Here is a 14,296-nt window from a genome sequence, read left to right on the forward strand (position 1 = left end):
GTTTCGGAACTCCCGGTTTAACCAAATGGTCGTTTGACCAAGGTACCGTTTAACCAAGCCCTTGTTGAACTGCCGAAATCCGCCTTAATCCCGGCGAATTGTCCTCCTATCCGGTTGGTTAAGGCCCGTTTTTCAGTTACATAGGCGCACTGAACGAGCCTTTGGGGATTGTTTGTGCCGCGATGACGGCAGCAGGCTGGTCAGCTACCCAAACCCGCGTCGGATTCATATTCAGGTCGGCCCAAACGTATGACGCTCGAACTGCGCAATAGTCCCGACCCGTCCCTGATGAGCCGTATCGGCCGTCAGGCGCGCCTTGCATTCGGCCTGATGATTCTGGCCGTGCCGCTCAGCGGCTGCGGCACTGGCGCCCTGTGGGACAAGTATTTCGCCAAGGAAGAAACCTTCGTCGATGAACCGGCGGACAAGCTCTACAACGAGGGCTTGTACCTGATGAACAAGAAGGGTGACCGCAAGTCGGCGATGAAGAAGTTTGAAGAGGTCGACCGCCAGCATCCGTATTCGGAATGGGCGCGTAAATCTCTCTTGATGTCGGCCTATGCGGCCTACGAGAACGGCGACTACGACGAGTGCATTTCTTCCGCCAACCGTTACGTCGCGCTGCATCCGGGCAGCCCGGACGCCGCCTATGCGCAGTATCTGATCGCCGCCTCGAACTTCGACCAGATTCCGGACGTTTCGCGCGATCAGGGCCGCACCGAGAAATCCATTGCCGCGCTTGAGGAAGTGATCCGCAAGTATCCGACCTCGGAATACGCCACCAGCGCCAAGCGGAAGATCGAGGCCGCCCGCGACCAGCTCGCTGGCAAGGAAATGACCGTCGGCCGCTACTACATGGACAAGAAGGACTACACGGCGGCGATCAACCGTTTCAAGGTCGTGGTGACGCAGTACCAGACCACCCGGCATGTCGAAGAAGCGCTGGCACGCCTCACCGAGGCGTATATGGCGATCGGTATCGTCGGAGAGGCGCAGACCGCGGCTGCCGTGCTAGGCCATAACTTCCCCGACAGCCGCTGGTACAAGGACGCCTACAGCCTTGTGAAGTCCGGTGGAAGCGAGCCGGCCGAGAACAAGGCATCCTGGATCAGCCGGGCTTTCAAGAAGGTCGGCCTCGGCTAACCTGCGGGTTTTCCACATGATGGAAACGGGTTTTGCGATTCGAATCCGCGCCGGCTTTTGATTAGAGTATTGCAGCGGCGAACCGGATTCTTCGCCGGAAATACTCTGACGCAGGACTAACCCCGCATGCTGGCCCGGCTTTCGATCCGCGACATCGTCCTGATTGAGCGGCTCGATATCGATTTCCTCAAAGGTCTGGCTGTCCTCACCGGTGAAACCGGCGCGGGCAAATCCATTCTGCTGGACGCGTTTGCTCTGGCGCTAGGCGGGCGCGGTGATGCGAGTCTGGTGCGCAACGGGGCGGAGCAGGGCCAGGTCACGGCGGTGTTCGATGTGCCGAAGAAGCATCCCGCAAGTGCCATCCTGCGCGAGAATGGCTTTGAGGATACCGGCGAGATGATCCTGCGGCGGGTGCAACTTGCCGACGGGCGCACCCGTGCTTTCCTCAACGATCAGGCGATCAGCGTGCAGACCCTGAAGGCGGTCGGCACCACGCTGGTGGAAATCCACGGCCAGCATGACGAGCGCGCGCTGGTGGACACTGCGACGCACCGCCGGCTGCTCGACGCTTTTGCTGCGCTTGAGAAAGACGTGACCGCGGTCGAGGTGCTCTGGGATGCGCGGCGCGCGGCCCGCACGGCGCTGGACGAGCATCGCGCCGGGATGGAACGCGCCGCCCGCGAGGCGGACTATCTGCGCCACGCCTCGGATGAATTGAAAAAACTCAATCCGCTGGAAGGCGAGGAGACCTCGCTGGCGGAACGCCGCACCGTGATGATGCAGGGCGAGAAGATCGCCGAGGATTTGCGCGAGGCGCAGGCCGCGGTCGGCGGTCCGCAGTCGCCGGTGTCGTCGCTGGCGGCGGCCGTGCGCCGGCTGGAGCGCCGTGCGGGCACCGCGCCCGCGCTGATCGAGCCCGCAGTGAAGGCGATGGACGCCGCGATCAATGCGCTGGAAGAAGCTGACCAGCATCTCAACGCGGCGCTCATCGCAGCTGACTTCGATCCCCTCGAACTCGAACGGATCGAAGAGCGGCTGTTCGCGCTGCGCGGAGCTGCGCGGAAATACTCGACGCCGGTGGATGGGCTGGCGGCGCTGGCGCAGCGTTATGCATCGGACGTCGCGCTGATCGATGCAGGCGCCGACCAGTTGAAGGTTCTGGAAAAGGTGGCGGCCGCCGCCGACAAGGCTTACGATGCCGCCGCGCAGAAGCTGTCCGCCGCGCGCAACAAGGCCGCCGAGAAACTCAACAAGGCGGTCAATTCCGAACTCGCGCCGCTCAAGCTCGATCGTGCGAAGTTCTCCACGCAGATCGAGAGTGATCCCGCATCGCCGGGGCCTCAAGGGTTCGACCGCGTCGAATTCTGGGTGCAGACCAATCCGGGCACCAAGCCGGGGCCGCTGATGAAAGTCGCGTCCGGCGGCGAGCTGTCGCGTTTCCTGTTGGCGCTGAAAGTCGTGCTGTCGGATCGCGGTTCGGCACCGACGCTGGTGTTTGACGAAATCGATACCGGCGTGGGCGGTGCTGTGGCCGACGCCATCGGCGCTCGGCTGGGACGGCTGGCCGAGAAGGTTCAGGTCATGGCCGTGACCCATGCGCCGCAGGTGGCGGCGCGCGCGGATCAGCATCTGCTGATCTCCAAGGATGCACTCGACAAGGGCAAGCGCGTCGCCACGCGGGTGGCGCTGCTGGCCAAGGATCATCGCCGCGAGGAAATCGCGCGTATGCTGGCCGGCGCGGAGATCACCGCCGAGGCGCGCGCAGCGGCGGAGCGTCTGCTCAAAGCCGCAACGGCGTGACGAACAATGGCCGCGAAACCGAAGAAAGCCCCCGTCGCCGTCGACAAACTCACCGAGACCCAGGCCAAGGTCGAACTTGTGCGCCTTGCACTCGAGATCGAGCGTCATAACGAGGCTTACTATAACGAGGACGCGCCGAAAATTTCGGACGCGGCCTATGACGAACTGCGCAAGCGCAGCGACGCGATAGAGACGCGGTTTCCGGGTCTCGTCACGCGGGATTCGCCGTCACAGAAAGTGGGTGCTGCTCCCACGGGCCGTTTCGCCAAGGTGCCGCATAGTGTGCCAATGCTGTCGCTCGGCAATGCGTTCAGCGACGAGGACGTCACCGATTTCGCCGATCGGGTGCGGCGTTTTCTGAAGCTTGGAGAGGAAGAGATTCCGGCCATTGTCGCGGAGCCAAAGATCGATGGTCTTTCGCTGTCGTTGCGTTACGAGGATGGCATTCTGGTGCGCGGCGCCACTCGCGGCGATGGGTTCACCGGCGAGGATGTGACCGCCAACGTGCGGACCATCGCCGACATTCCGCACAAGCTGAAAGGCCGCAATGTTCCCGCCGTCTGCGAAATCCGCGGCGAAGTCTACATGCTCAAGAAGGATTTCCTGGTGCTGAACAAGCGGCAGGCCGAAGCCGAAGACACCGTGTTCGCCAATCCGCGCAACTCGGCGGCGGGCTCGCTGCGCCAGAAAGATGCGTCGATCACCGCGTCGCGGCCGCTCAAATTCTTCGCCTATGCGTGGGGCGAGATGAGCGAGATGCCGGCGAAGACCCAGTTCAGGATGATCGAATGGCTTGGCAAGGCCGGCTTTGAGACCAATCCCCTGACGACGCTGTGCGATAGTGTCGAAGATGTTCTGAAATTCTACCGCAAGATCGAAGCCAAGCGCGCATCGCTCGGCTATGACATCGACGGCGTGGTCTACAAGGTCGATCGGCTCGACTGGCAGGAGCGGCTTGGTTTCATCACGCGCACGCCGCGCTGGGCCATCGCGCACAAATTCGCAGCCGAGCAGGCGACGACTGTACTCAACGATATCGAAATTCAGGTTGGCCGTACCGGCGCGCTGACGCCGGTGGCGAAGCTTGCGCCGGTGACTGTCGGCGGCGTCGTTGTGCAGAACGCGACGCTGCATAATGAGGATTACATCAAGGGCATTGGCAACGACGGCCAGCCGATCCGCGAGGGCGTCGATATCCGTATCGGTGACACGGTCGTCGTGCAGCGCGCGGGCGATGTGATTCCGCAGATCGTCAGCGTCGTACTCGACAGGCGGTCCAAGGATGCAAAACCTTACAAGTTTCCGACCGTGTGCCCGGCCTGCGGCAGCCATGCGGTGCGGGAAGAAGATCCAAAGACAGGCAGGCCGGATTCGGTGCGCCGCTGCACCAACACGCTGGCTTGTCCGGCGCAGGCGATGGAGCGGTTGAAGCATTTCGTCGCCCGCAATGCTTTTGATATCGATGGCCTTGGTGACAAGCAGATCGAGGAGTTCTTCGCCGACGGTCTGGTGATGTCGCCGGTCGACATCTTCACCTTGCAGAAGCGCGATGCGCGATCACAGAAGAAGCTCGCGAACCGCGAGGGCTTCGGTGCGACGTCGGTGCGCAACCTGTTCGCGGCGATCGATGCGCGGCGAACCATCGCGCTGCATCGCTTTATCTTCGCGCTCGGCATCCGCCATGTCGGCGAGGGCAACGCCAAGCTGCTGGCGCGGCACTACGGCACTGTCGAGGCGTTCCGCGCGGCGATGATCGCGGCGGGTGAGGGGGCGGAGTCCGAGGCTTATCGCGACCTCAACGATATCGAAGGGGTTGGCAGCGTTGTTGCCAATGCGCTCGTCGAGTTTTTCGCGGAGCCGCACAGCGTCAAGGCGGTGGACGATCTGCTCGGCGAGATCGAGGTCCAGCCTGCGGAGAAGGCGAAAACCGACTCGCCCATCGCGGGAAAAATCGTGGTGTTCACCGGATCGCTGGAGAAATTCACCCGCGATGAGGCCAAGGCCACGGCCGAGCGGCTTGGCGCGAAGGCTTCCGGTTCGGTGTCGAAGAAAACCGATTACGTGGTGGCGGGGCCGGGCGCGGGCTCAAAGCTTGCCGAAGCGAACAAGCTCGGCGTCAAGGTGCTGACCGAAGACGAATGGCTGGCGCTGGTCGGGGGAGCGTAGGATACACGAAGAATCGTCATCCTGAGGTGCGAGCTCTTGCGAGCCTCGAAGGATGATGGATCACGACGCGCCGTCGCCCTTCAAGGCCCATAGCCGTTCGAAGAACGGCGTTCCATGAACGCCTATTGCTTCGCTTCGGTACCTCAGGGTGACGGCGAGCAGACCTCAATCTTGATTTATCGCCTTAAATCAACCCCGTCTCCTCGGCTTCCGCCTCGACAATCTTTTCTGTTGTCACAAGAACATGCGTGCGTGGCACCAGCAACACGATCACGACGGCGCATGATACTGAAATCATCAGGATCGCGATATTGAGCGGCAGTGGTGTCGCGAACTGACCGCCGAGGAACGCGCCGAGCTGCGAGCAGAGCGAACCGAAGCCCATTTGCAGGAAACCCATCGTGCCGGCGGCCGTGCCCGCGGCCTGCGGACGAATGCTGATCGCGCCGGCGGATGCATTGGCCATGGCGAACGCATTGCCGAACATCACGATCATATGGGTGCCGAACAGCCATGACGGCATCTGGTTGAGGCCCGTAACGCCCCAGATCACATTGAGGATCGATCCGCCGATCTGAAGCGCGATCCCGAGCCAGATCATGCGGTCGATGCCGTGACGGGGAGACAGGCGTACCGACACCAGGTTGCCGAGCAGGTAAGCCAAACCCGATGTCGCGAACCATAATCCGTATTCGGCGGTCGAGCGGCCCATCTGATTGACGACAATGTAGGGTCCGCCGCCCGCGAAGGTGAAAATGATCGCCGAGGCGAGCATCTGGCACAGCACGTAGCCGAAGAATACGCGGCTTGCCGACAGCGCGCGCACGTCCTTGAAGAAGCCGCCGTCGTCCGCCGGTCCTGGTGCAGGGCGGGTTTCCGGCAGGCCGAGCGCAATGCCGGCCGCGATCGCGACCGATGTTGCCGCCATGAAGTAGAAAATTGTGCGCCAGCCGAAGCTGGTCTCCAGCAAGCCGCCGATCAGCGGGCTGAGCAACTGCGCGATCATCATCACCGCGATGACGAGGCTGATCATGCCGCCGACGCGCTCGCGCGGATAGAGATCACGGATAATGGCGCGGCTCATCACCATGCCGGTGGCGCCGCCCAGCGCCTGCAGGAAACGCCCGGCGATGAGTTGCGGCAGGGTCTGCGCGAACATGCAGATAACCGTTGCGATCACTGCCAGTCCGAGACCGGCCAGCAGCACCGGGCGCCGTCCGAAACGATCCGACAATGATCCGGTCACCAGTTGCGAGATCGCAAGCCCGACCATGAACAGCGAGACGTTGAGCTGCACGGCGGAAACGTCGCTGCCCAGCGTCTTCGCCAGGATCGGAAGCGCTGGAACGAGGATGTAGAGCGAGACCGGCGCGAGGCCGTTCATCGCCACCAGCATCAGCAGCAGTTTCCACGAGGTCGGGCTTGCAGCTTTCACGGCCGCGGTCTCTGGATCGGTCAGGTTGTCCGGACTCTTGTTGGTCTTATTCAGAGTAGCGCTCTTGGTGTTATCTCTCGTGTGTCATGGGTTCGGTCGCTGCGTCGAGCCACACTTTCGTCGCCTCATCGACCAGCGGGCGGATCTCCTGACGCACCCGCGCGTGATAATCGTTGAGCCAGCGCAGTTCCTGTTTGCTGATCCGGTTGGCGTTTATCAGCCGGCGGTCGATCGGCGCCAGCGTCAGGGTCTCGAACGCGTTCATCGGCTTTTCCGCGCCTTCGATTCTCGCCTCGACCACCAGTTCGAGATTCTCGATACGGATGCCGAAGGCATCGGTCTTGTAGTAGCCGGGCTCATTGGACAGGATCATGCCGCGCTTCAGCGGCGTGGCGCCGAGCTTGGAAATCCGCGCCGGGCCTTCATGCACCGACAGATAGCTGCCGACGCCGTGCCCCGTGCCGTGGTCGAAGTCGATGCCGGCATGCCACAGAAATTGCCGCGCGAAGGCGTCGATCTGCGCGCCATTAACGCCATCGGGAAATACCGCGCGTGAAATAGCGATATGCCCGCGCAGCACGCGGGTGAAACGGTCGCGCATCTCGTCCGTCGGCTCGCCGACGGCGATGGTGCGGGTGACGTCGGTGGTGCCGTCCTCGTATTGCGCACCGGAGTCGATCAGCAGCAGGTCGCCCGGCGCGATGCGGCGGTTGGACTTGCGGGTGACGCGGTAATGCACAATGGCGCCGTTCGGGCCGGTGCCGGAAATCGTGGGGAAGGACACGTCCTTCAGCGCGCCGGTTTCACGGCGAAAGGTTTCCAAGGCTTCGACGGCGTCAATTTCGGTGAGCTTGCCGCCCGGTGCTTCACGGTCGATCCACGCCAGAAACCGCACCAGCGCCGCGCCATCGCGTTTGTGTGCCGCGCGGGTGCCTGCAATCTCTGCGCTGTTCTTCACGGCCTTCAGCATGGCGACCGGATCGGTCACGCGCGCCGGCTTGCCGCCTTCAGCCGTGATCATCCGGCTCAGCGCGTCGGCGGCCGTCGCGGCGTCGAGACCGATGGCGGCCTTGGTGCGCGCCAGCTCGGCGAGCTTCGGCATCAGGGCATCGGGCTCTTCGACGGTGGCATTCCTTTCGAGATGATCGCGCGCGCTGTTCGATAGTTTGCGGTGATCGATGAAGATGGTTGGCCTGCCGTCTTTCGGCACCAGCGCGTAGGACAGCGGCAGCGGCGTATGCGCGACATCCGCGCCGCGGATGTTGAATGTCCACGCCACCGCGTGGGAATCCGACAGCACCAGCGCATCGACGTTGAGCTTTGCGATCTCGTTGCGGATGCGCGCGAGCTTGTCGCTTTCGCTTTCGCCGGCGAACCGGGCGGGGTGGACTTTCACCGCCCCGAGCGGCGGGGCGGGGCGGTCATGCCAGATCGAATCGACCGGATTGCTGTCCACCGCGACCAGCTCCGCTCCGGCCTTTGCACAGGCTTTGGCGAGGCGCTCCGTTGCCGCCGAAGTGTGCAGCCACGGGTCAAATCCGAGGCGGTCGCCCGGTGACAGGTGGGTGGTCAGCCAGGTTTCCGGCGGTGGTTCGATCAGGGATTCGATGGTCCAGGCCGTCGTATCGACCTGTTTGGCGGCCTGGATCGTGTAGCGTCCGTCCACAAAAACCGCGGCTTTTCCGGTCAGAACCGCCGCCATTCCCGCCGAGCCCGTAAAACCCGTCAGCCACGCCAGCCGCTCGTCGGAGGGCGGCACATACTCGTTTTGCTGGCTGTCGGCGCGGGGAATCACGAACCCCGTCAGTTGCCGGCGCAGCAATTCCTCACGGAATGCCGACAGCCGCGCGGTCAGCGCAACGCCGCCTTCGGGTTCTTCAAATGTCTGGAACTGGGCTTCGAACATCTGGCGACCTTAGGATTCCGGGGCCGGGGCGGCAATCGGCTGCCGCCGTCCGCAAGGGTGGCATGACCTGTGCTTATACATACTCAACCCTGCATCCAACGGCGGTTGTGGGGACTAACAGGTGACGGGGAACGATTTGGCGACTGCAACTGTTGAGGTTACTGCGCCGCCAGGAAATGCGGAGGGGTGTGTTTTCCAACTCAATGAAGAGGGGATAGGGCATGCCAGCTTTTATGTTTGAGAAAATTTCAGGTCCGGCTCGCGCGAACATTCCGGCGGTGACAATCAAGGAGCCGCGCGGGGTCATCGTCCAGATGCTTGACCGTCTGACGGAAGGCCGGCTGCGGCGGGAAGCACGGCGAGCACGATCTGAAGCTGGCTATACCGAGGCCGACATCACGCCTCACCGGACGAGGTCCGAATAGGGTACCCGGTTATCCAGCAAAACATTGTCATTCCGGACAGTCCGCATGTCGCGGACTGATCCGGAATCCGGAAGAGTTTTGCTGTGGCAACAGGATTCCGGGTTCGCTCGTAACGGCTCGCGCCCCGGAATGACGCGCTTTCAGCGCCGTTGCATCAAGAGGCTGCTCCAGCCGTCGATCTGAATGCGTTTGAGCAGCTTCAATCCTGCGCCGCGATAGGCGGCGACCACGCTGTTCGCCTGGTGCGGCAGCAATCCTGACAGGATTACAAACGCCTGCGGAGCCAGATGCGCCGTGAGTGCCGGCGCGAGCTGCCGCAGCGGGTTGGCGAGAATATTCGCCAGCACCAGCCCGAACGGGCCGTTGGCCGCAAAATGCGGCGACTGAAATCCGGTGGCGTGGATCACCTCGACCCAATTCCCGGCGCCATTGAGTTGTGCATTCTCGCGCGCCACGATCACCGAGCGTGGGTCGATGTCGCTCGCCAGCACGTGCCGCCGCAGCGCTTTCGCAGCAGCGATGGCAAGGACGCCCGTGCCCGAGCCGAGATCGAGCACCCGCTTCGGCGTCCGCTGATTAAGCACCTGATCGAGCAGCAGGAGGCAGCCGCGCGTGGTGCCGTGGTGGCCGGTGCCGAATGCCAGCGCGGCTTCGATCTCGATCCCGATCTTGTTCGGAGGGACGCGCTCGCGGTCGTGGCCGCCGTGGACGATGAAGCGTCCGGCGTTCACGGGGACCAGATCCGCGAGACTCGCCTTGACCCAGTCCTTCGTCTCGACCGTGCCGAAGACGATCGACCGAGCCGCGGCGTCCCCTGCGGTCTCCGTCACCAGCGCCCGGATGAAGTCCTCGTCCGGAGCCTCGGCGAAATGCATGGTGATGTCCCAGCGGCCTCCCAGCGTCTCGAAGGCGGCGATGGCCAGGTCGTGGCTTGGGTAGCGTTCGGTGATGGCATCCACAATGCGGCTGGCGGTGTACTCATCGCCGATGGCGAAGGTGGCCTGCGTCGCGGGAGAGGAAGGAGATGACATCAGGGGTAGGTCCAAATGGCTGAAATCACGGACTGCTTGGCCTATTTCCCCACAGCCTGTCCACCGGTTACGCGCTGAACATACCGGGCTTTTTCACATTTTGTTAACCCGGGCTTTCCACACGTTAGTGAAGCTTTAACCAAAGGGAAATTCACAGGTTATCCACAGGGTTATCCACATCTTCTCAACAGCCGGCGGGCGTTCTTTACACGCTCCTTCAGGAGAAGATTCCCCGATGGTCCTTGAGGATAACGGCTGCCGCATTGTGCCCGGGCGCGCCGGTGACGCCGCCGCCCGGATGGGCGCCCGAGCCGCAGTGATAGAGCCCCTTGAGCGGCCCGCGATAGTCCGCATGGCCGAGCATCGGACGGGCCGAGAACAACTGGTTGAGCGACAGCGCGCCGTGGAAAATGTCGCCGCCGAGCAGCCCGAATTCCCGCTCCAGATCGAGCGGTGACAGCACCTGCCGCTCGATGACGCTGCGGGCAAATCCCGGGGCGTAGCGATCCACGGTGGCGATCATCAGATCGGCGACCTCGTCCCGGTGGTCGTCCCATGACCGGCCGTCCGGAAGCTGCGGGGCGACGTGCTGGCAGAACAGGCTGGCGACATGCTGACCTGATGGTGCCAGCGAGTCATCGAGCGTGGAGGGGATCAGCACCTCGACCACCGGTTCGCGGCTCCAGCCATGCTGGCGGGCATCGAGCCAGGCGCGGTCCATGTAGCCGAGGCTCGGCGCGAGGATGATGCCCGCCGTGAGATGGTCGCCGGGGCCGGGCAGTGCCTTGAACGAGGGAAGCGCCGACAGCGCCACATTCATCCGGAATGTGCCGGAGCCGTTGCGCCAGTTCGCGATGCGGTCGAGAAACGGCTTCGGCAAGGCGTCCGCCGGGATCAGCCGGGTGTATAGCAGCTTCGGATTGACGCTGGAGGCGACATAGCTTGCGCGAACCGTTTGGCCGTTATCCAGGATCACCCCGACGGCACGGCCGTTCTCGACAATCACCTCGCGGACGCCGGCATCGGTCTCGATCTCCGCGCCGTGGGCACGGGCCGCGGCTGCCATGGCCTGCGTGATCGCCCCCATGCCGCCGATGGCGTGGCCCCACAGTCCCTTCCGGCCGTTCACCTCGCCGAACGCGTGATGCAGCATGACGTAGGCCGAGCCTGCCGCGTAGGGGCTGGCATAGTTGCCGACGATGGCGTCGAAGCCGAACAGGGCCTTGACGAGGTCGCTTTCAAAAACATCGTCGAGCATGTCGCCGGCGGACCGCGTGAACAGATCCAGCAGCGTGCGCTGGTTCTCGATCGAAAGACCGCGCAGGATGTTGGCGGTGCCGAGCGCGTTGAAGGCTTCGCGGATCGCCTGCACGCCGAAGCCCTCGACGAGGTTCGGCGGCGCGCGCAGCACGAATGCGCGCAGCACGTCGGCGATGGCTTCCAGTTCGCGATTGAAATCGTCGATTTGCAGCGCGTCGTGCTCGCTGAATTTCGCGATCGACTGATGCGTGCGGCCGTCGCCGGTCAGCAAATAGCGTCCGTCCGGCGCAGGCAGGAAGTTCTGCGCCCGGCGTTCCACGATCCGCAGTCCATGGTGATGCAACTGCAGGTCGGCGATGACTTTCGGATTGAGCAGGCTGACGGTATAGGCGGCCACAGAATTGCGGAAACCCGGATGGAATTCCTCGGTGACCGCCGCGCCGCCAACCACCTTGCGGCGATCGAACACCTTCACGCGCAAGCCAGCCATCGCGAGATAGGCCGCGCAGGTCAGGCCATTATGGCCCGTGCCGATGATGAGTGCATCATATTCCGACATGCGCCAGTCATAATCGCCTGGTGTGGTGGTTCGCAAGTCCGCGCTGTCTTCTCGGCGCGTTCATTCGCGGGCTTGCGAACCAAAGCCACACCAGAATTATAGTTTCTGGTGTCCTTTTGAATCCGAAGTTCGCTACGGAGCGGCTGTAAAGTGAGGCGAACTTCGGATTCGGGACACCATGACGTCACGCGCGAGTGATTTCTGTCACGCGCATGTTATTGCCCGCCATTGGCGGCTATGCTCCACTCGATACGCCAGCGTCCGGTGATTTGCCGGGTCATTCCGGAGCTTCCATGATTTCAGTGCCGTCCGACACCGCGAGCCAGTCCTCCGGCGCGAGAAGTACGCTTGTGCTGGTGGTCTATACCGCCGCGATTTTCACCAGCGCGCTGCTGCTGTTTTCGGTACAGCCGCTGTTCACGAAGATGGTGCTGCCCCGGCTCGGCGGCTCGCCCGCTGTCTGGTCGGTGGCGATGGTGTTCTTTCAGTCGCTGCTGCTCGGCGGTTACGCCTATGCGCACTATCTGATGACGCTGAAAAGCCGCACTGCGCCGGTGGTTATTCATCTCGTGTTGCTTGCGGTCGCGCTATTCACTTTGCCGCTGTCGATCGCCGGCGGGTGGGGCGAACCGCCGGCCAGCGGTTACGCGTTCTGGCTGCTGGGTCTGTTCGCGGTTTCGATTGGTCTGCCGTTTTTCGCGCTCGCTGCCAACAATCCGATGTTGCAGGCCTGGTTCGTCCGCACCGGCCATCCCGACGGTCCAGATCCTTACTTCCTGTACGCGTCGTCGAATATCGGAAGCTTCCTCGCGCTGCTGTCCTATCCCGTGCTGCTGGAGCCGATGTTCTCGCTGCGGACCCAGAACCTGATCTGGACCGGCGGCTACGCGCTGCTGATCGTTCTGATCGCGGCATGCGGCGTGCTGCTGTTGCGTTCCCCGCCGATGACGGTGGCGGCCATCAGCGCCAGCGAGGGCGACGCGCCCGCGCCGGCATGGCCGATGCGGCTGCGCTGGATATTCCTCGCAGCGGTTCCGTCCGGCCTTTTGATCGCGGTCACCGCGCATATCTCGACCGACGTTGCCGCCGCTCCATTGCTGTGGGTGCTGCCGCTGTCGCTCTACCTGCTGACATGGGTGCTGGTGTTCCAGTCGCGCCCGCTGCTGCCGCACTGGCTGATGCTCCTGCTGCAGCCGTTCGCGATCGCCGGCGTCATGGTCCTGCTGGTGGTCGGTGGCGAACAGAATCTGCTGCTGACGCTGGGCGGGCATCAGTTGTGTTTCTTCATCATCGCCATGGCCTGCCACGGCGAACTGGCGCGGACGCGGCCTGCCGCCAGCTATCTCACCGGCTTCTACGTTGCATTATCATTCGGTGGCATGGTCGGCGGATTGTTCGCGGGTCTGATCGCGCCTTACGCCTTCTCGTGGATCGCGGAATATCCGATCCTGCTGGCGCTGGCGGCGCTGTGCCGGCCGCAAGCCGGAACGATCAGACGGAGCAGCGCGTGGATCTGGGCGGTGATTGCTGTTGCCGCGATCGCGCTGATCGTCCTGTCATATCGGAACGGGACCGTCACGGAATATGTTGAAACCAACCGCGTCTGGGTTGTCGGCTATTTTGCCATTGCGGCGGCAGTCCTCGCAGCATTCCTGAAACTGGACCGTTGGAAATTGGCGTCTCTGGTGGTGCTGGGACTGGTCCTGATCCGCGTTTACCCGGCGGACGATGGCCGCGTCGAGACGGTGCGCAGCTTTTTCGGCGTCCACAAGATCGTGGTGACCTCGAACGGCCAGTACCATGTGCTGATGCACGGCACGACGATTCACGGCGCGGAGAAATTTCTGGAAGACGACGGCGCGCCGGTGAAGGGCCGGCCGGAGCCGATCAGCTACTATCACAAGGATGGCGGCATGGGCCGGGCGATTGCCGCGATCCGCGAACGCAAGGGCGGTCCGATCCGTGTCGCGGTGATCGGCCTCGGTGCCGGCACGCTGGCCTGCCAGTCGATGCCTGGCGAGAACTGGACGTATTTCGAGATCGACCAGACCATGGTCGATACCGCGCGCGATCCGAAATATTTCACCTACGTCAGTGCGTGCGATCCGAACATGAAGCCGGTGATCGGCGATGCGCGACTCACCTTCGCCAGGGAAAAGGACGGTATCTACGACCTCATCATCGTCGATGCCTATTCATCGGACGCAATTCCGATCCACCTTGCCACCGAAGAAGCGATGGCGATCTACAAGGCCAAGCTCGCGCCACAGGGCGCGGTGGTGATGCATGTCTCGAACCGGCATCTCGAACTGGCGAGCGTCGTTGTCGGCATTGCCGAGGAGAACGATCTCAGGAGCTGGGTCTTCAATGAGGATTCCGGGCGCGACGCAGAGTACATCTTCACGACCAATGTCGTGATCTCGGCGCGCGAGGAGGCCGACGTCGGCAAGATCGCGTCGGACGAAAAGTGGGTACTGACGGAAGCCGCCGAAGGCCAGCGGGTCTGGACCGACGACTATTCCAACGTGCTCGGTGCTGTGTGGCGCAGGCTCAGGAATCCGGACGAGTAAA

Annotated in this window: 9 protein-coding genes; 5 read left to right on the forward strand and 4 right to left on the reverse strand. The window is 63.0% G+C overall.

The window, feature by feature from the left end:
• Positions 1 to 249 precede the first annotated feature (249 nt).
• The 3 genes from AC1Q6J_RS02580 (at position 250) to ligA (ending at position 5,109) form a co-directional block, all read left to right on the forward strand.
• Positions 250 to 1,143: an outer membrane protein assembly factor BamD gene (locus tag AC1Q6J_RS02580; protein ID WP_492277773.1), complete on the forward strand. Its 894-nt coding sequence runs from the start codon at positions 250 to 252 to the stop codon at positions 1,141 to 1,143.
• Positions 1,144 to 1,269: 126 nt separating this feature from the next.
• Positions 1,270 to 2,943, forward strand: coding sequence for a DNA repair protein RecN (gene recN / locus AC1Q6J_RS02585; RefSeq protein ID WP_492277774.1), 1,674 nt, complete (start codon positions 1,270 to 1,272; stop codon positions 2,941 to 2,943).
• Positions 2,944 to 2,949: 6 nt separating this feature from the next.
• Entirely contained in the window at positions 2,950 to 5,109 is a 2,160-nt protein-coding gene (ligA, locus tag AC1Q6J_RS02590; protein WP_492277775.1) for an NAD-dependent DNA ligase LigA, read from the forward strand.
• Positions 5,110 to 5,293: 184 nt separating this feature from the next.
• On the opposite strand, the gene AC1Q6J_RS02595 is transcribed toward ligA, so the two are convergent.
• Both AC1Q6J_RS02595 and AC1Q6J_RS02600 read right to left on the reverse strand, forming a co-directional pair.
• Positions 5,294 to 6,568, reverse strand: a complete 1,275-nt coding sequence (locus tag AC1Q6J_RS02595) for a multidrug effflux MFS transporter (protein WP_492278147.1) — start codon at positions 6,566 to 6,568, stop codon at positions 5,294 to 5,296.
• A 46-nt stretch (positions 6,569 to 6,614) separates the two neighbouring features.
• Positions 6,615 to 8,450: an aminopeptidase P family protein gene (locus AC1Q6J_RS02600; RefSeq protein ID WP_492277776.1), complete on the reverse strand. Its 1,836-nt coding sequence runs from the start codon at positions 8,448 to 8,450 to the stop codon at positions 6,615 to 6,617.
• 221 nt (positions 8,451 to 8,671) lie between these two features.
• Here AC1Q6J_RS02600 and AC1Q6J_RS02605 point away from each other — a divergent pair, with 221 nt between their 5' ends.
• Positions 8,672 to 8,875, forward strand: coding sequence for a hypothetical protein (locus AC1Q6J_RS02605; RefSeq protein ID WP_492277777.1), 204 nt, complete (start codon positions 8,672 to 8,674; stop codon positions 8,873 to 8,875).
• Between the two features lie 140 nt (positions 8,876 to 9,015).
• Here AC1Q6J_RS02605 and AC1Q6J_RS02610 read toward each other — a convergent pair whose 3' ends face one another.
• Both AC1Q6J_RS02610 and AC1Q6J_RS02615 read right to left on the reverse strand, forming a co-directional pair.
• Positions 9,016 to 9,906 (reverse strand): 50S ribosomal protein L11 methyltransferase, encoded by an 891-nt coding sequence (locus AC1Q6J_RS02610; protein WP_492277778.1) that lies wholly within the window; start codon positions 9,904 to 9,906, stop codon positions 9,016 to 9,018.
• 217 nt (positions 9,907 to 10,123) lie between these two features.
• Positions 10,124 to 11,725 (reverse strand): phytoene desaturase family protein, encoded by a 1,602-nt coding sequence (locus AC1Q6J_RS02615; RefSeq protein WP_492277779.1) that lies wholly within the window; start codon positions 11,723 to 11,725, stop codon positions 10,124 to 10,126.
• A gap of 293 nt (positions 11,726 to 12,018) precedes the next feature.
• On the opposite strand from AC1Q6J_RS02615, the gene AC1Q6J_RS02620 reads away from it, so the two are divergent.
• Positions 12,019 to 14,295 (forward strand): spermidine synthase, encoded by a 2,277-nt coding sequence (locus AC1Q6J_RS02620; protein WP_492277780.1) that lies wholly within the window; start codon positions 12,019 to 12,021, stop codon positions 14,293 to 14,295.
• Position 14,296 lies beyond the last annotated feature (1 nt).

This window comes from Afipia sp. MLSD5-FHT05B12 (assembly GCF_058793355.1).